Here is a 16,394-nt window from a genome sequence, read left to right as displayed (position 1 = left end):
CTAGGCTGGTCGGCATGACTTGGCTGATCACAGGTGGGGCGGGGTACATCGGAGCGCATGTGGCGCGGGCCATGACGGCGGCAGGTGAGCGGGTCGTGGTCCTCGACGATGTCTCGTCGGGCGTCGCCGAGCGGCTGCCGGAGGGGATCCCGCTGGTGCGCGGGGCGGTCCTGGACCGGAAGCTGCTGGACCGCACGCTCGCCGAGCACGCTGTGACCGGTGTCGTACATCTCGCGGCGAAGAAGCAGGTCGGACAGTCCGTCGAGCAGCCGCTGCACTACTACCGTGAGAATGTGCACGGTCTGACGGTGCTCCTGGAGGCGGTCGTCGAGGCCGGCGTGAAGCGATTCCTGTTCTCGTCATCGGCCGCCGTGTACGGCGTACCGGAGATGGACCTGATCCCCGAGTCCGCTCCGTGCGAGCCGATCAATCCGTACGGCGAGACCAAGCTCGCGGGCGAGTGGCTGGTCCGGGCGACCGGCCGGGCTCACTCCCTGTCCACCGCCTGTCTGCGCTACTTCAATGTCGCGGGGGCGGAGCGGCCCGAGCTGGCCGACACCGGGGTGTTCAACATCATTCCGATGTTCTTCGACCGGATCACCCGCGGTGAGGCTCCGCGGATCTTCGGCGCCGACTACGCGACCCCTGACGGCACCTGCATCCGGGACTACATCCATGTCTCGGATCTTGCCGATGCCCATCTCGCGGTCGCGCGCCGGCTGGCCGAGCAGGACGGCGGCGGGGATCTGACGGTCAATATCGGCCGTGGGGTCGGTGTCTCGGTGCGCGAGCTCGCCGACGTGGTGGCCGAGATCACGGGGTTCACCGACGAGCCGGTCGTCGAGCCGCGGCGTCCTGGCGATGCGGCGAAGGCCGTCGCCTCGGTCGATCTGATCGCCAAGGAGCTGGACTGGACGTCCTCGCGAGGTGTGCGCGAGATGGTCGAGTCGGCCTGGGAGGGCTGGTGCCTGCGGCACCCGGAGACCCGGATCAAATGATCTTGTCAGCGCCCTGACCTGCGGTCATTTCCGCAGGTCAGGCGATATGACAACGGTGTTCAGTGCCGTGTTGCCCGATACCCCCCACCCGTAGTTGACTGAGGTCTCGGCAGATCGTTTCGACGACCAGGAGGCGTCCTCATGGGGGCTGGGCACGATCACGGGCACTCGCACGGCGGACCGCCGCCGACCGGCACCGCGGCCGCGGCCTACCAGGGGCGCCTGCGCGTCGCGCTGACGATCACGCTGGGCGTGATGGTCCTGGAGATCGTCGGCGGTGCGCTCTCCGGCTCCCTCGCCCTGATCGCCGACGCCGCCCATATGGCGACGGACGGGGTCGGCCTCGCAATGGCGCTGCTGGCGATCCACTTCGCCAACCGCCCGGCCGTACAGAACCGCACCTTCGGCTACGCGCGGGCCGAGATCCTCGCGGCCCTCGCCAACTGTCTGCTGCTCCTCGGAGTCGGCGGCTATCTGCTGTACGAGGCGGTGCAGCGCTTCATCACCCCGGCCGAGACCAAGGGCGCGCTGACCATCGCCTTCGCCCTCATCGGTCTCGTCGCCAACATGATCTCGCTGTCCCTGCTGGTGCGCGGCCAGAAGGAGAGCCTCAATGTGCGCGGGGCGTATCTGGAGGTGCTCGCGGACACGCTCGGCTCGCTCACAGTGCTGGTCTCGGCCGGCATCATCATCGCCACCGGCTGGCAGGTGGCCGACCCCATCGCGTCACTGGTCATCGGCCTCATGATCGTGCCGCGCACCTGGAAGCTGCTGCGGGAAACCCTCAACGTCCTGCTGGAGGCGGCTCCCCAGGGCGTCGACATGGGTGAGGTGCGGGCGCACATCGTCGCTCTTCCCGGCGTGGAGGACGTGCACGATCTGCATGCCTGGACGATCACCTCCGGGATGCCGGTGCTCTCCGCGCATGTGGTCGTGAGTCAGGGCGCCCTGGACTCGGTCGGCCACGAGAAGATGCTGCACGATCTGCAAGGCTGCATCGGGGATCACTTCGATGTCGAGCACTGCACCTTCCAGCTGGAGCCCGTTGGCCATGCGGAGCACGAGGCCAAGCTCTGTCACTGAGCGCTGCCAGTCTGACCGCCACGCTTGAGAGGAGCTGAGTTGACGACCGTCGCAGTGCAGGCTGCCCCGCGCAGCGCCACGCCTGGTCCGTCCTCGGCTTCCGGGTCCCGGCCGACCTGATCTCGCATCACGTGATCACGTACGTCTGACCTGATCACGTACCTCTGACCTGATCACGTACCTCTGATCTGATCTCGTACGACTGACCTGATCTCGTACGCCGGCCGGCGGGCCTGGTGGACGCACTGCGTCTCGACGGTGCGGCGTGGCTGCCAGGGACGTCGTATGTCGCCGAGGCGGCGGACGGCACCGTGGCGGCGTACGCACTGCTCACCCGGTGCCATGTGGAGGACGTTCCGGCGGTGGCGCTCGCGCCGGTCGCGGTGGCTCCCGAGCACCAGCGCAAGGGCGCCGGCCAGGCGGTCGTCCGTGCTGTGCTGGATCTGGCCAGGGTGCGCGGAGAGCGGCTCGTCCTGGTCCTCGGGCATCCCGGCTACTACCCGAGGTTCAGCTTCGAACCGGCCTCACGGTACGGAATCAGGCCAACCTTCGAGGTGGCCGACGAGGCCATGATGGTCCTTGTGCTCGACGGCTCCGGGGGCGTGCCGCACGGCACGATCCGCTATCCGGCGGCTTTCGGGGTCTGATGAGTTCTGATGAATTCTGGTGAGTAGGGTCGCCCTCGCCGCGTGCCGACGCGGCGAGGGCGGACATGCCCGGGCTGCCGAAGTACGGACAAGCCGCTTTTGTGCGGCAGACTGGGCAGGCCCCGCAGGGCCGAGGACCGAAGCGAAGGATGGGTATGCCGACCACACCAGCCACCGCGGCGAACAGCTCGTCGAACGGCGTTCCAGAAGCGATCCTGCTCGAACTGGTCGACGAGCACGGCACCACCATCGGCACCGCGGAGAAGCTCTCCGCACATCAGGCGCCCGGACAGCTGCACCGGGCGTTCTCCGTGTTCCTCTTCGACGAGCAGGGGCGGCTGCTGCTCCAGCGTCGCGCGCTGGGCAAGTACCACTCCCCCGGTGTCTGGTCGAACACCTGCTGCGGCCACCCGTACCCCGGCGAGGCCCCGTTCGCGGCCGCCGCCCGGCGTACGTACGAGGAGCTGGGCATCTCGCCCTCACTGCTCGCCGAGGCGGGCACGGTCCGCTACAACCACCCCGACCCGGACTCGGGCCTGGTCGAGCAGGAGTACAACCACCTCTTCGTCGGGCTGGCGCAGACTCCGCTGCGGCCGGATCCGGAGGAGGTCGGCGAGACGACCTTCGTGACGCCGAAGGAGCTGGCCGACCGGCATGCGGAGGCGCCGTTCTCCGCGTGGTTCATGACCGTGCTGGACGCGGCGCGGCCGGCGATCAAGGAGCTCACGGGGCCGTCCGGCGGCTGGTGAGGCAAGCCGGGTCCGCAGTAGGTCCAGGCCCAGTACAAGCGGTCAAGCGGTCAAGCGATCTACAGCGACGCGCTGTCGCCGACCGGTCTCAGCGGCAGCGCGGCCCATATGATCTTGCCGCCACTCGCGGTGTGCTCGACATCGCAGGATCCGCCTGCCTCCAGGGTGATCTCCCGTACGAGCAGCAGACCGCGGCCGCCCGTCTGCCCGTAGTCCTTCTCCAGCGCCTTGGGCCGGTACGGGTGGTTGTCCTCCACGGAGACGCGGATCCACTCCGCGCCGATGGCGACCTCGACGGCAACCTCGGGCGAGAGCAGGGCAGCGTGCCGTACGGCATTGGTGACCAGTTCGGACACGATGAGCAGCAGTCCCTGGACGAGATCGTCCCCGACCGGTACGCCTTGGCGGTTCAGTAGATCGCGTACGGCATGCCTGGCCTGCGGGACCGATATGTCGACGGCAGGAGCGGTGAATCGCCAGACGCCCTCGTACGACAGTGGCCGGGCCGGGACGCTCCCACGGCTCTCCATAGTCCGGCACCCACCCTCGGATCGATTGCCACTGACCATCGAGTAATAAGTGTTGGGAGTCAGTTGGTCCGGACCGAGCTGCTGAGCAGAAGTCAGCGCCAATCGACGGTATTTGACCGGGTGCGTATGACAGCATCAGCTGCGCGACTGTTCCTGATCCCCTTCTGGCCGCTTCGTCGGATCCGTGACCACGCTCACCTAACGATCATAGGTTCGGGTCCGGCGGATAGCATCCGGCTCATGGAGCCGCCCCAGTCGTCCGAGCCGTCCGAGCCGTCCGAGCTGCCCGAGCCGCAGCCGCAGTTGACGCACACCGTCGCGGACGGTGTCGCCACCGTCGTCATCAGCAATCCCGCCAAGCGCAATGCCATGACCGCCGGGATGTGGCGGGCCCTGCCCGAGCTGCTCGGACAGCTGGCGGCGGACCAGGAAGTACGGGCGCTGGTGCTGACAGGCGAGGGCCCGACCTTCTGCGCCGGCGCCGACATCTCCTCCCTGCGCGAGCCCGGCGAGGACCCGCAGGCACTGGCCGTGCGAGCCGAGGAGGCACTCGCCGCGTTCCCGAAGCCGACGCTGGCCGCGGTGCGCGGCTACTGTGTGGGCGGCGGCTGCCAGCTGGCCGCGGCGTGCGATCTGCGGTTCGCGGAAGAGGGCGCTCTGTTCGGGGTGACGCCGGCGAAGCTCGGAATCGTCTACCCCTCCTCGTCCACCCGTCGGCTGGTCTCGCTGGTGGGTCCTGCCGCCGCCAAGTATCTGCTGTTCTCCGCCGAGTTGATCGATACGGAGCGGGCGCTGCGGACCGGTCTGGTGGACGAGGTGCTGCCGGGCGGCCAACTGGGCAAGCGGGTGGCGGAGTTCACCAGAATCATCGCGTCGCGCTCCCAGCTCACCCAGGCCGCGGCGAAGGAGTTCGCGACGGGCCGCACCGACCGTGACACGCACTGGGAGGAGCAGGCGCGCCGCAGCGGCGACCTCACGGAGGGGGTCGCCGCCTTCCTGGAGCGCAGAGTGCCCCGGTTCACCTGGACCGCCTGACCCCGGATGGCCTACCGGAGGATGAAGCGGCTCTTCGTACGGAACTCCTCGACCAGGGCGGCCGGGGCCTTCTGCGGTGATCCGGCGTCGTACGGCGGCTGAGGGTCGTATTCGGTGAGCAGCTGTACGGCCTGCGCGTGCTCGTCGTCCGCGATCCTGCCGACCAGGGTGAGCCCCATGTCGATGCCGGACGAGACGCCCGCGGCCGTGACGTACTTGCCGGCGGTGACGACACGTTCGCCGGTGGGCTCGGCGCCGAACTGGCGCAGGAAGTCAAGGGCCAGCCAGTGCGAGGTGGCCGGGCGACCCTTGAGCAGGCCTGCCGCGGCGAGCAGCAGCGAGCCCGTACAGACCGAGGTCGTCCAGGTCGTCGTGGCGTCGACGGCGCGCAGCCAGCCCAGCAGGATCTCGTTCTCCATCTGGTCGCTCTGGCCGGGGCCGCCGGGGACGACGACGATGTCCGGGCTGCTCACCTCGGCGAAGGTCTTCGCGGCGACGAGCGCGAGGTCGCCGCGGTCGTTGGTGACCGGTCCGGTGTGCTCGGCGACGAAGACCACCTCGGCACCGGGGAGGCGGCAGAGCATTTCGTAGGGCCCTACGGCGTCCAGCGCGGTGAAGCGGTCGAAGAGAACAATGGCGATCTGCATGGTGGTCGGTCCCTCTCGGTTCGGGTTCTTCCCGGTTCTGCGGGGTTTCTCCGGGTTTCTACAGGCTTCTGCAGGCTTCTGCGGCTGCTTCGGGCTACTTCGGGCTACTTCGGGGTCAGGGTGCGAAAGCGGCGCCGGTATTCGGCCGGTGCCGTGCCGAGGGTCTTGACGAAGGCGCGGCGCATGGCCTCCGGAGTGCCGTAGCCGCAGCTGCGCGAGATCTCCTCCACGCCGTCGGGGCTGCCCTCCAGGAGCCGGCGCGCCTGTTCCAGACGGACCCGTTCGACGTAGCGGCCCGGTGTCATACCCGTCTCCTCCTGGAAGGCGCGGGCGAAGTGGCGCGGCGAAAGCCGGGCGCGGGCGGCGAGTGCCTCGACCGAGAGGTCCTCTTCCGGATGCTCGGTGATGTGCTGCTGCACGTCACGCAGCGGCTCACGCCGCGCGGTCTGTGCGGCGAGCTGGACACTGAACTGCGCCTGGTTCCCGGGCCGCCTGAGGAAGACGACGAGATGGCGGGCGACGGTCAGCGCGATGTCCCGGCCGAGGTCCTCCTCGACCAGGGCGAGGGCGAGGTCGATGCCGGAGGTGACACCGGCCGAGGTGGCCAGCCTTCCGTCGCGTACGAAGATCGGGTCCGGGTCGACGTCGACGGCCGGGTAGCGGCGGGCGAGGTGGTCGCAGGTGGCCCAGTGCGTGGTGGCCCGGTGGCCGTCGAGCAGACCGGCCTCGGCCAGCAGCAGGGCTCCGGTGCAGACGGACACCAGACGCTCGGCTCGCGGGGCGTGGACGCGCAGCCAGTCGATGAGGCGCGGGTCCGGGGTACGGGTGCCGTTGCCGCCGGGGACCAGCAGCGTATGGGGGTCGGCGGCGTCGGTGAGACTGGTGTCCGGGACGAGCGTGAGGCCGCTGGAGGTACGGATCGGGGCACCGTCCAGGGACGCGGTGCGGATCTCGTACGCGCCGCCCGCCGCCGTGCTCGCGCCCGCGAAGACTTCGACCGGGCCGGTCACATCGAGGCTCTGCAGGTCGTCGAAGAGAACGACGAGTACGGATCGCTGGGTCATGGTGTCCATGCTTCGCCGTGGCGGAGATGGCCGCAATGACGAGTACCCCACCTTTCCTGCCATGAGCACGGACTTCCACTACGTACCGACCAGTCGGTAACATTCTGTCTATGAGCTCTCTGCCCGCGCGTGCCGGCCGCCGCTGCCACAATGCCCTCAACCCGATGCACTCGACGGTCTACTTCTCGCCCGACTTCACGAAGGAGCTCGCTCAGCTCGGCGTCGAGGACGCGAGCGCCGCCTACTTCGCCGGACGCGGCGCCGCGATGGGCGCCGTCGGGCCGGGTGCGGTCGCCGCGGCCTTCTACAACTTCAACCACGAGCTGATCGCCCGGCATCTGCCCGCCGTGTGGGACACCGCATCCCCCGAGGCCGTGCTGGAGGCGCGGCTGCGCGCCGTGGACAGCACGTTGCGGCGGCTGCTCGGTGACGAGGTCGTCGCGTCGAAGGAGCTGGCGGAGGCCGCAGAGCTCGCGCTGCGCGCCGCCGAGGCGGGCACCCGGCACGCCCGGCCGCTGTACGCGGCGCACGCCGATCTTCCCGTGCCCGAGGAGCCGCACCTCGCCTACTGGCATGCCGCGACCCTGCTGCGCGAGCATTATGCAAAGGAAGTCCAGATGTCTCAGTCGTGATCCCCGAGTGACTTGAGGCCCCAGGTGCGGCTGTTAGGTTCCACACCTCCTGGATGTCTCATGATCGCGGTGGTGTGGGATGAACTACTTCTTCGTGTCACGCAGCAAGGTTCGTCGCTTCTACGAGGCGCCGCCCGGGGTGGATCTCGACGCTTTCGCGTACGTGTCGCGAAAGGGGGCGCTGAAGGACGGCACCCCGTTCTTCTTCGACTCGCAGATGCGCCCGGCGGAGCCGCTGGTCTCGTTCTTTCTGGAGATGGCCAAGACGCTGAAGGCGAAGTCGCTGCAGGACTACACGTACGACGCGCTCGACTTGACCGACTTCCTCAAGGACGAACTCGACCCGCCTGTCGATCTGTTGTCGGTGATCGAGGAAGACCTGTTGGCGTACCGGGAAGACTGCACCGAGCACCGTGAGTCGCCGGATGCTCCGGCGACCTGGAAGCGCCGCCGGGCCATGATCAACAACTTCTACGAGTGGGCAGACCACGAGAAGTTGATCGACGAACGCCCCTACTTCCGCCGCCGTAACGGCCGTGACGTGCTGTCCTGGGGCGCCACCACACAGCTCGACGTCCGGCATCTGACCTGGCGGCAGTGGAACTTCCTCAAGCAGGTCGGACTGCGTGGCTACCTGCCCGACGGCCGCGTTGATCGCACGTTCCGCGGGCGCTCGCCCCTGCGCGACAGCGCAGCACCCGAACTGTCCATCACGACGGGCATGCGGCTGCAGGAGTTCAGCTGCTTGTTGGATATCGAGGTCGGGCCACCGCGACGGGATGCTTCCCCGGCAGAGGTCCAGTTGCAGGCGATCGCGAAGTTCGGCCTGCCTCGCTCGGTGATGATCCAGGATCCGACGCTGCGGGAGCTGGACATGTACCGGCGCACCGAGCGCGCGGCGCAGGTCCGAGCTGCGGCGGAGGCTCTGTGGAGACGCCGCGAGGAGCTGTTCATCGTCGATGACATCGACCTGCGGCGGATGAAAGTGCGCGGGATGCTCGATGGCCAGCGCCGCACCTTCCGCGTCGAGAGCATGAGTGCGGACAAGCGCCGCCGCGCGGTCATCGAAGGCGATCACGGGCTGGAGCCGATGGCGATGTTCGTCGGCCGCGGCGGCCGGATGCCGACCCGGCAGCGCTGGGAGCAGATATTCGACGCCGCGCATCTGCGCGCCGTGCGGCTGAGCGAGGAGCACGAGGTCGGCATCGTCATGCCGCGCGAGGTCCGGATCCACGACACCCGGCACACCTTCGCCATCTACATGCTGCGGCTGCTGACCAAGCTGATCCTCCAGGAGGAAGCCGAGGAGTACCTCGCCGGCCGGCACTCCGGCTACCTGACGGACCACATCTCGCGGAACCCTCTGCTGATCCTGCAGGACCTCTTGGGACATCGCCGTCCAGAGTCGACTTTGCGGTACCTGAGGTACATGCGTGACACCAACGTGCTGGTGGCGAAGGCGATCGCCGAGTGGAACGACAAGAACGCCACCTACGCCGACTACGCGGCCTCGATCGCCGAACAGCGGGCCGCCTGATGCCCCGCCGCGGCGAGCGCAAGGCGCGCGTGCGCAACAGCGCCCCGAAGCCGCTGCCCACCCGGGACCTGGACCACGTGGGCATCCGCGTCCTGACCTGGACGCGCCCAGGTGGGACGTCGAGCCACTTCGTGAACCCGGCGAAGTACCGGTGCAGCGCCCTGGCGGCACAGCTCGCCGACGAGTGGATCACCTACACGCGTTCCATGGCCCGGTCCGACGGCGGCGCGAACTTGTCCCAGGCGGTGCGGTCCTTCGCGAAGTTCGTCGACAAGCATCTGCCGACGATCGGGGTAGATCCGGCGGATGCCCGACTGGACGGCCACAAGGTCGACCTGGTCGAAGTAATCCAGCTATGGGAGGAGGACCTGCGCCAGCATCACGGGCTGCGTTCCAACTCCCCGTACGACAAGACCAACTGCCTACTGACGCTGATCGAGCAGCGCGCGCTCAAGGACACGAGCATGCCGGAGGCACTGCGGGTGCGCGCGAAGGCCCCGGCCGCCTATCCGACGTACACGGGCGAGCCGCTGGACGAGTTCTCCAATGCGGAGCGCCTCGACCTGCGCGACGCGGCACGTGACGCCATCCGGTCGCTGGAGGCCCGTCTGGCCCGCGGCCGGAAGCTGCTGGGGCGCGGGGTCGATCCCCGAGATGATGGATGGCACGAACCGGCGAACCTGCTGTGGGCGGCGACGCATCCCTCATTGCTGACCGGGAAGGTCCTCAAGCCGCAGTTCCGACAGAATGTGTTGAGCTGGCCGGAGCCGGTGAAGGCGCTGCTCCCGACCGCGCCGGACGGCACTCTCCTCAAGCGCGGATTCCGCTATCTCGTCGCCGAGTTGGGCCGTCTTCTGTATCCGACCGAAGCGGATCTGCAGGCATTTCCGGTGCTGTTGATGCTGGGCATGAGCGACACGAGCCCGGAGGAGCTCCACTATCTCCAGCTGCCCGACATTGAGTTCACCGACGGCGGTGTGCGGCTGGTCCAGCGCAAATATGCGGGCCCACCGGGCCCGTGCCGACCTGCACCCCGATCCGGAGCAGGAGCCGGAGGAGGAAGCGCCGGAGTTCGCCGGGGACGGTGCCTGGGACGTCCCGGGTCTGCTCCGGCGCCTGCTGGCGGTCACTGAACTGTCCCGGACGGTCTTCCCGGACGCGGACCCGTGGCTGTTCCTCGCGGTGGAACGACGGTACCGGGGCGTTTTGGACGCCGAGCTCGCCGGTTTCAGGGACCGCGAGCGGAGCTTCGGCGGCTGGATCGCCGGGCAGCGCGATGCGGCCGGGAAGCCGCTGAAGATCTCCGAGCCGTATGAGATCCGGCGGCTGCGCAAGACCACGAAGGTCGTCCGCGCGGTCGCGCTCGGCGGCACCGTGAGCGACCTTGCGGGCGATGACCATCACGTGGAGGTCTACCGCATGCACTACGCGCATGGCACGACCGCGCACATCATGGCCGGCCGGTCGATCAACCGGGCGCAGAAGTGGGTCTTCGATCGGATGACCACCCCCGCACGGCCGGTTCTCGTCACCGAGGAGGCCGAGCAGCACCTGGAGGAGGCTGAGGTCGCAGACGATCTCGGCCTGGACACCGCGCAGGCCAAAGCCCTGCGGACGGGAGAGCTGGACATGGGGTTGGTCAACTGCCGTAACCCGTGGGACTCGCCGCACCGCAACGACGCCAAGGTCTGCCACGTCGCTCCCGCCATGTGCATGTTGTGCCGCAACGCTGTCGTGTTCACCTCCCAGATCCCCCGGCTCCTCCTGTTGTCCGATCACATCGAGCGCATGCGGGCCAACCTCACGCCGCGCCACTGGCAGGCCCTCTGGGGCCGGCAAGCAGCGGCCCTGGCGGAGGTTTTCGAGGAGTGCGCTGATGTCATCCCCGCAGCCCGCCGCGAGATCGCCGAGCTCGGCCTGCGCCTGGACCTCCCCCTGGGCATGAGGACGGAGTTCGACCGATGATGGCCCACCCCGCGCCCAAGGCGCTCGCCTCCGCTGCATTCCACGACGAGGAGAATGCCTTCAGCTACGGCGGCTACCAGCTTCTCGACGACATCGTGGTGCCACTGTTCGGAGAGATCCACCGGTGGCCCGCCGACTGCATCGGCCGACCCGCCAGCCGGAAGCCGGGCGAGTGGCGCTTCGTCTTCCCCGTGACCGACCCACTGATCAACCTGCAGCTGCGCGAGTACTGCTTCGCCCTCCTCAACCCCTCCCACCCCGTCCTGCGGCGATCCCTGATCTTCCTGTCCGCCGTCCCGCTGTCCGTGGTCACCATCCGCGCTTCGATGATGGAAATCAGAAAGATCATGGACTGGGGCCGCGGACAAGGACTGCCCGCCGATCTGGGGCTGTGGGACCCGGAGGACTGGCATGACGAGATCGTCCACAAGGCCTCCCAGGTCGAGAGTGTGAAGACCGTCGCCTTCCATGTGACGACCATCCGCCGCCTGCGCCAACTCGCCCCGGTCCTCACCGGAATCAGCGCTTTCGACGACCCCTGGGGCGACGAATCCGCCGCGAGTGTCGCCGCCAAGTTGTACGACGAGGACGCCCCCAGCCGCGACACGCTCGCCACTCCGGCCATCCCGCCCGACACCTGGTGGCCGCTGCTGCGCGGCGCCTGGACCTACATCCACACCTTCGCCCCGGATCTCTTCCGCTGGCGCGACCACTTCGCCCAGCAGCAGGAGTCTCCTGCCGACCAGCCGCGCTCCACCAAGGCCCAGCCGGTGCGCCCTCAGGAAACGGACGCCCTGCTGAAGAAGTGGCTCGGGACGCGAGGCAACGCGGTGCCCGTCCACGAGGTGTCCTACGGCAGCGTCGCCGCCGGCACCCCGATGTGGACCGCGCTCAGCAAGATGGTGACCAACGGAAGAGCCATGAACATCTTCGCCGACAACCAGAGCGGCCGGCCCCGCAGGCGGCGAGACGCCGTTCGGGCCGCGATCGGCGAAGGCCGCGTCGCGACCGTCACGGCGAGCGTGGGCCGCGGCAAGGGAACTGGCGCTCCGCGCTACATCCCACCGGGCACCAGTACGGGCGTCACCCAGAAGCAGCTGGACGAGGACGTACGACGGTGGCTCGCCGACCGCGCACATCCAGGGCAAGGACGGGACGACGGCGCCGTGGCGTACGCAGATCAGTGCCATCGAGCTCGCCTTCGAACTGCACATGCTCCGAGCCGCGATCTACGTCTTCGTCGCGGCCTTGACTCTGATGCGCGACTCGGAGATTCAAGAGATCCAACGCGACGCCGTGCGGACCTACTTCGGCTCCCCGGCCGTCCGCTCCCGCAAGACCAAGCTGGACCCCACGCGCCCGGAACTGTACTGGTGGATCATTGAGCCGGTCGCCGAGGCGCTCGCGGTCCTCGAGCAGCTGTCCTGGCACCCCACCCACCTGTTTGCAGCCCTGCGCCCGCCCGTCGGCAAACAGGTCCACACCGAGCCCGGGATCCTCTCCGAGGCCGAGATCGACTTCTTCATCAACGGCGTCAACGGCATCGCCCACCGGCACGGCCTGGCCAAGATCCCGCCCGTGCACGTCCGCTCGCACATGTTCCGCAAGACCATGTCGCAGCTCGCCGGACGCGAACCGGACTCCGAGATCGCCCTCGGCCTGCAGCTCAAACACGCCGCCCGCCGGGCACTGGCCAACCGCACCACCCAGGCGTATGCGCAAATGGACGCGAGCTGGGCCAAGGAGTTCGACACCGAACTGCAGCAGGCCGCCGCTCGCAAACTCGTGGACCTGCTCCGCGGCCGCCAACGCGGCGAACGCGTCGCCGTCGGTCCCGGCGCCGCCCGCCTCCACGCCGGTCTCGACAAGGTCATCGACACCATCAACAACAATCCGCAGCTGCGGGCGCAGATCGCCGACGCGCGGGCCGAAGAGGCTCTGCTCGCCGACGAGTTCCCCAACCTGCACCTGGGCACCATCAACCACTGCATGTTCGACGCCCCGCAGGCCGAGTGCCAGGACGAACTCCCCGAAGACCAGCGTGGACTGGCACCTCTCCTCGGCGCCTGCCAGCCGGCCCGCTGCCGAAACTCGACCATCACCCGCGCCCACGCCCCGTACTGGGTCGCCGAAGAAGACGACCTGACCGCCCGGTCCAAGGACCCGCGGCTGTCACCGCCGAAGCGAGAGTCGGTGTTCGTCCGACTTTCCGACGTCCAGCGCATCACCCGCGCACTCGATGAGGAAGGCCGCGCCTGATGCCGGTATCCGCAGCGTCCGCCGACAAGCTGAGGGCGGCCATGGCCCGGCTGCTGGCCGGCGAGTCCCTGCACACCGACGGCGCCCTTACCAAGGAGAACCTTGCCCGCGAAGCTCAGGTCAGCCACGCGACCGTGCACCGCGCCGAAGGCATCCTCGCCGAGTGGGACGCGAAGGTCGCCCGCCCCGTCCTGCGTACGCCTGGAGAGGTCCAGCGCGACGAGACGATCGCCGGGCTCCGCAAGCAGCTACGCGAGGCGAAGGAGCAGGCGGCACAGACTCAGAACAAGCTCGAGGCCCTCGCCACGGTGACGGCGAATCTGTACGCCGAGAACCTCACCCTGAAAAAGCGCCTCGGACGCCGACGGGTGACGGCCCTGCCTGTACAAGATCGCGAATAGCCGAGCTCGGCCTCCCCGTAGCCGGTGGCCACTTCCAGCACGAGCACTACGAGAACGAGGCAGCCGTCTGGAAGCACATGGAGCTCACCGCCGACGGCCAGAAGGACCATGCCGAGGCGACCGAGTTCATCCAGCTCACGATGGTCGGAAACCTCACCCAGAAGTTCCGCGACACGTTCCTCGGCGGCGGGGGAACCGACTTCAAGCCCTTCCGCAGTGTCAGTCGCTGACAACTGGGGCCGCCGCCCCACCGCCGCAAACCCGCCGCAGCTCCCGGTCCAGACAGGGTCGCCTGCGGCGGGTTCGGCGCTGTTCCCCGCAGCCCCGGCCGATCCTGGGCGAACGCCTGTCAAACCGAACGGTTCGGTCGCGTATGGTGTTTCCATGCCTCGTTCCACCGCCTCCAGCAAGACCCCGGACGCCACTGCCGTCGGCACGCCCGACACCCGGCAGCGGATCATCGCCGCGGCCAAGGAGGAGTTCGCCCGGTACGGGATCGCCGGCGCGCGCGTGGACCGCCTCGCCAAGCAGGCCCGGACCAGCAAGGAACGGGTCTACGCCTACTTCAGCAGCAAAGAGGCCCTCTACCGGCACGTCGCCGAGCAGGAACTGACCGCGCTCGTCGAGGCCACCCGGCTCGACACCGCCGACCTGCCCGGTTACGCCGGCATCCTCTTCGACCATTTCACGGCCCATCCGGAGCACTACCGCCTGATCACCTGGGGCCGCCTGGAACTGGCCGACTCCGATCCCGACGCCAACCCCCTGCAGGCCACCATCGCCCGCAAGATCGCCCAGCTCCGCGACGCACAGCGCACCGGGCTGCTCGATCCGAGCTGGGATCCGGTCGACGTCCTCGCGCTGATCAATCAGATCGCCACCACCTGGGCGGGCCAGCCGGAGATCGCCGCCGCCGCGGCCGAGTACGCCACGAACACCTCAGCCGACGCACGCCGCGCAGCCCTGGTGACCGCCGTCGAGCGCCTGTTCCCCCGTACGAGCTGAACCCGTCAGTCCAGCGGGAACCGGGCCGGTCGCTTCTTTCGGGGCATCTCGTCGCCATGCGGATCGCGGTCACCAGTGCGGCGTGACTGTCGGAGATGACCAGACGCACTCCGCCCGGGCCGCGGCCCGCGATGATCCGGAGAGGCAAGCGCGCAGACGGGATCCGGCTACTCATCCGGGGCGGGAGGGCCGCAGGAGCCGCGGATGGCGAGGAAGAGGCGCGGCGAAGTGTCACCCGGTGACCATGGGGTGACCGCTGTCCGGCGGGCGATGTGTCGGATCCCAGGGAACGATGGGAGAGCGTCACCGCAGCAATCAGCTGCCGATACACCGCGCGAAGCATCCGAACCGCGCCGGAAGGACATGTCATGACCGCCGCCGCTCCCAAGGCCCCGACCGCACCAGGGGTGCGGTCCTGGTGGGGAATTCCGTACGCCACCGCCGAGCGGTACCGCCGTCCCGTGGTCGCGGACTTCGATCCGGGTCTCCCGTACGACCGCAAGGGCGTCGTCTCCGTCCAGCCCGACAGTGGGGACTGGCTCGAGGCGGACAGCGGGATGGGCGAGGACTGCCTGAACCTGAACGTGTGGGCCCCCGAGCAGCCGGCCGGCAAGGCGCTCCCGGTGGCCGTGTACATCCACGGCGGCGGATTCGAGTACGGCGCGAACACGCAGATCACCTCGAACGCCGCCGGTCTCGCCGCGACGGGACGCGTCGTGGGCGTCTCGGTCAACTACCGGCTCGGCGCCCTTGGCGCGGTCTCGCTCTCGCAGTACGGCGGGAAGCTCGCCGAGGCCAGCAACCTCTTCCTCCAGGACATCATCGCCGCGCTCACCTGGATCCAGCGGAACATCGCCCACTTCGGCGGCGACCCCGACTCCGTCACCGTCTACGGCCACAGCGGCGGCGCCTACTCCTCCCTCGGACTGCTCGGCGCCTCTTCCGCCGACGGCCTGTACCGGCGGCTGGCCGGGTTCTCCGGCGGGCCCGCCCGCTCCATCCCGGCCTGGTGGGCCGAGGAACTCGCACATTTGTTCGTCACCGAACTCGGCGTCGCGGACAACCCGGAGAAGCTGCTGGACCTCGACCCGCTCTCCCTGCGGGACGCCCTGCGCAAGGTCGCCCCGACGGACCTCGGGGAACGGGGCGGGGTGGACAACAAGGCCACCGGCGTCGTCCTGGACATCGGGCAGCCCGGTGCGGTGGTGCACGCCCACCCCATGGACGTCCTGGCCTCGGGCGCGCACCGTGACGTCGACATCCTGCTGAGCATGGCCAGCGACGACATGGGCTGGTGGGTGGCGAACGACCTCGACCGGTTCGACCCGGGCACCGTCGACCGCATCGTCGACGAGGTCGCGGGGTGGCGCATCTCCCGCTCCCGCGCGCAGAAGATCCTCGAAACCTACGACCAGGGCGGTCGTACCCCGGCCGAGGTCCGCGCCGCAGTCATGGCGGACTACCTCTTCGCGATCCCCGCCGCCCGCGGCGCCCTGGCCCACGCCGCCGCCGGCGGCAACGCCCACCTCCTCCTGATCGGCCCCGCCGAGGGCGCACCCGCCGTGCACGGCACCGAGATGTACGCCCTGGTCGGCCAGGAACAGCCGGGCCGCAGCACGGAGCAGGCCGAGCGTGACACCCGTATTCGCGACATCGTGCTCGACTTCGCCACCGGCGAGCACTCCCGTCTGTGGCCCGCGGTCACGGACAAGCCCACCTCGGAAACCGTCGGCAACTCTCCCTTCGAGGCCACCGCCCACTACCAGCAGGTCCTCGACCTGTGGGAAGGCATCGACCGCCCCTGACGGGAACAACACACCAAGAGGGGGCGAACAGAGTGAG

The 16,394-nt window shown here is 68.9% G+C and carries 16 protein-coding genes and 1 pseudogene; 14 read left to right on the top strand and 3 right to left on the bottom strand.

All coding sequences use genetic code 11. From position 1 onward, the window contains the following. Positions 1–14: 14 nt before the first annotated feature. From galE to idi, 4 genes are all read left to right on the top strand, one after another. Complete coding sequence (galE, locus tag AB0D12_RS17665) at positions 15–998, top strand: UDP-glucose 4-epimerase GalE (RefSeq protein ID WP_362683002.1); 984 nt, start codon at positions 15–17, stop codon at positions 996–998. Between the two features lie 141 nt (positions 999–1,139). Continuing rightward, positions 1,140–2,081, top strand: coding sequence for a cation diffusion facilitator family transporter (locus AB0D12_RS17660; RefSeq protein ID WP_362682999.1), 942 nt, complete (start codon positions 1,140–1,142; stop codon positions 2,079–2,081). A gap of 236 nt (positions 2,082–2,317) precedes the next feature. Further along, positions 2,318–2,728, top strand: coding sequence for an N-acetyltransferase (locus AB0D12_RS17655; RefSeq protein ID WP_362682996.1), 411 nt, complete (start codon positions 2,318–2,320; stop codon positions 2,726–2,728). 155 nt (positions 2,729–2,883) lie between these two features. Further along, positions 2,884–3,477 (top strand): isopentenyl-diphosphate Delta-isomerase, encoded by a 594-nt coding sequence (gene idi / locus AB0D12_RS17650; protein ID WP_362682993.1) that lies wholly within the window; start codon positions 2,884–2,886, stop codon positions 3,475–3,477. 59 nt (positions 3,478–3,536) lie between these two features. On the opposite strand, the gene AB0D12_RS17645 is transcribed toward idi, so the two are convergent. Then, positions 3,537–4,007 (bottom strand): ATP-binding protein, encoded by a 471-nt coding sequence (locus AB0D12_RS17645; RefSeq protein ID WP_362682991.1) that lies wholly within the window; start codon positions 4,005–4,007, stop codon positions 3,537–3,539. A gap of 240 nt (positions 4,008–4,247) precedes the next feature. On the opposite strand from AB0D12_RS17645, the gene AB0D12_RS17640 reads away from it, so the two are divergent. Beyond that, positions 4,248–5,042 (top strand): enoyl-CoA hydratase-related protein, encoded by a 795-nt coding sequence (locus AB0D12_RS17640; protein WP_362682988.1) that lies wholly within the window; start codon positions 4,248–4,250, stop codon positions 5,040–5,042. An 11-nt stretch (positions 5,043–5,053) separates the two neighbouring features. Here the strand turns inward: AB0D12_RS17640 and AB0D12_RS17635 are convergent, their stop codons facing one another. Further along, the gene (locus AB0D12_RS17635; RefSeq protein ID WP_362682985.1) at positions 5,054–5,689 is read right to left on the bottom strand and encodes a DJ-1/PfpI family protein; all 636 of its coding nucleotides are present in this window, start codon (positions 5,687–5,689) and stop codon (positions 5,054–5,056) included. 104 nt (positions 5,690–5,793) lie between these two features. After that, entirely contained in the window at positions 5,794–6,753 is a 960-nt protein-coding gene (locus AB0D12_RS17630; RefSeq protein ID WP_362682982.1) for a GlxA family transcriptional regulator, read from the bottom strand. A 110-nt stretch (positions 6,754–6,863) separates the two neighbouring features. On the opposite strand from AB0D12_RS17630, the pseudogene AB0D12_RS17625 reads away from it, so the two are divergent. The 9 genes and pseudogenes from AB0D12_RS17625 to AB0D12_RS17585 all read left to right on the top strand — a co-directional run. Continuing rightward, positions 6,864–7,352: pseudogene (locus tag AB0D12_RS17625) on the top strand (hypothetical protein); the annotation flags it as partial. A 112-nt stretch (positions 7,353–7,464) separates the two neighbouring features. Further along, complete coding sequence (locus AB0D12_RS17620; RefSeq protein WP_362682979.1) at positions 7,465–8,922, top strand: recombinase XerD; 1,458 nt, start codon at positions 7,465–7,467, stop codon at positions 8,920–8,922. Further along, positions 8,922–10,055 (top strand): hypothetical protein, encoded by a 1,134-nt coding sequence (locus AB0D12_RS17615; RefSeq protein ID WP_362682976.1) that lies wholly within the window; start codon positions 8,922–8,924, stop codon positions 10,053–10,055. Before AB0D12_RS17620 ends, AB0D12_RS17615 begins: the two co-directional genes overlap by 1 nt. An 828-nt stretch (positions 10,056–10,883) precedes the next feature. Further along, complete coding sequence (locus tag AB0D12_RS17610; RefSeq protein WP_362682973.1) at positions 10,884–12,272, top strand: hypothetical protein; 1,389 nt, start codon at positions 10,884–10,886, stop codon at positions 12,270–12,272. Next, positions 12,184–13,146 carry a hypothetical protein gene (locus tag AB0D12_RS17605; RefSeq protein ID WP_362682970.1) on the top strand — a complete coding sequence of 321 codons (963 nt, stop codon included), beginning with the start codon at positions 12,184–12,186 and terminating at the stop codon, positions 13,144–13,146. Before AB0D12_RS17610 ends, AB0D12_RS17605 begins: the two co-directional genes overlap by 89 nt. Then, a complete protein-coding gene (locus tag AB0D12_RS17600) occupies positions 13,146–13,547 on the top strand; it encodes a hypothetical protein (RefSeq protein WP_362682967.1) in 402 nt (133 codons plus the stop codon). The genes AB0D12_RS17605 and AB0D12_RS17600 overlap by 1 nt, the downstream gene beginning before the upstream one ends. Before the next feature lie 77 nt (positions 13,548–13,624). Continuing rightward, a complete protein-coding gene (locus AB0D12_RS17595) occupies positions 13,625–13,777 on the top strand; it encodes a hypothetical protein (protein ID WP_362682964.1) in 153 nt (50 codons plus the stop codon). Between the two features lie 154 nt (positions 13,778–13,931). Then, positions 13,932–14,552: a TetR family transcriptional regulator gene (locus AB0D12_RS17590; RefSeq protein ID WP_362682961.1), complete on the top strand. Its 621-nt coding sequence runs from the start codon at positions 13,932–13,934 to the stop codon at positions 14,550–14,552. A gap of 368 nt (positions 14,553–14,920) precedes the next feature. Continuing rightward, positions 14,921–16,357, top strand: a complete 1,437-nt coding sequence (locus AB0D12_RS17585) for a carboxylesterase family protein (protein ID WP_362682958.1) — start codon at positions 14,921–14,923, stop codon at positions 16,355–16,357. Positions 16,358–16,394 lie beyond the last annotated feature (37 nt).

The sequence above is a fragment of the Streptomyces sp. NPDC048479 genome (genome assembly GCF_040651435.1).
Classification (GTDB): domain Bacteria; phylum Actinomycetota; class Actinomycetes; order Streptomycetales; family Streptomycetaceae; genus Streptomyces.
Note: the sequence above shows the minus strand (reverse complement) of the source record. Positions and strands in the feature narration are given on the sequence as shown.

Bases quoted from the DNA above. Each gene is read 5' to 3' on its own strand.
- galE (WP_362683002.1), top strand. From the start codon at position 15: ATGACTTGGCTGATCACAGGTGGGGCGGGGTACATCGGAGCGCATGTG.
- AB0D12_RS17660 (WP_362682999.1), top strand. From the start codon at position 1,140: ATGGGGGCTGGGCACGATCACGGGCACTCGCACGGCGGACCGCCGCCG.
- idi (WP_362682993.1), top strand. From the start codon at position 2,884: ATGCCGACCACACCAGCCACCGCGGCGAACAGCTCGTCGAACGGCGTT.
- AB0D12_RS17645 (WP_362682991.1), bottom strand. From the start codon at position 4,007: ATGGAGAGCCGTGGGAGCGTCCCGGCCCGGCCACTGTCGTACGAGGGC.
- AB0D12_RS17640 (WP_362682988.1), top strand. From the start codon at position 4,248: ATGGAGCCGCCCCAGTCGTCCGAGCCGTCCGAGCCGTCCGAGCTGCCC.
- AB0D12_RS17635 (WP_362682985.1), bottom strand. From the start codon at position 5,689: ATGCAGATCGCCATTGTTCTCTTCGACCGCTTCACCGCGCTGGACGCC.
- AB0D12_RS17630 (WP_362682982.1), bottom strand. From the start codon at position 6,753: ATGACCCAGCGATCCGTACTCGTCGTTCTCTTCGACGACCTGCAGAGC.
- AB0D12_RS17620 (WP_362682979.1), top strand. From the start codon at position 7,465: ATGAACTACTTCTTCGTGTCACGCAGCAAGGTTCGTCGCTTCTACGAG.
- AB0D12_RS17615 (WP_362682976.1), top strand. From the start codon at position 8,922: ATGCCCCGCCGCGGCGAGCGCAAGGCGCGCGTGCGCAACAGCGCCCCG.
- AB0D12_RS17610 (WP_362682973.1), top strand. From the start codon at position 10,884: ATGATGGCCCACCCCGCGCCCAAGGCGCTCGCCTCCGCTGCATTCCAC.
- AB0D12_RS17600 (WP_362682967.1), top strand. From the start codon at position 13,146: ATGCCGGTATCCGCAGCGTCCGCCGACAAGCTGAGGGCGGCCATGGCC.
- AB0D12_RS17595 (WP_362682964.1), top strand. From the start codon at position 13,625: ATGGAGCTCACCGCCGACGGCCAGAAGGACCATGCCGAGGCGACCGAG.
- AB0D12_RS17590 (WP_362682961.1), top strand. From the start codon at position 13,932: ATGCCTCGTTCCACCGCCTCCAGCAAGACCCCGGACGCCACTGCCGTC.
- AB0D12_RS17585 (WP_362682958.1), top strand. From the start codon at position 14,921: ATGACCGCCGCCGCTCCCAAGGCCCCGACCGCACCAGGGGTGCGGTCC.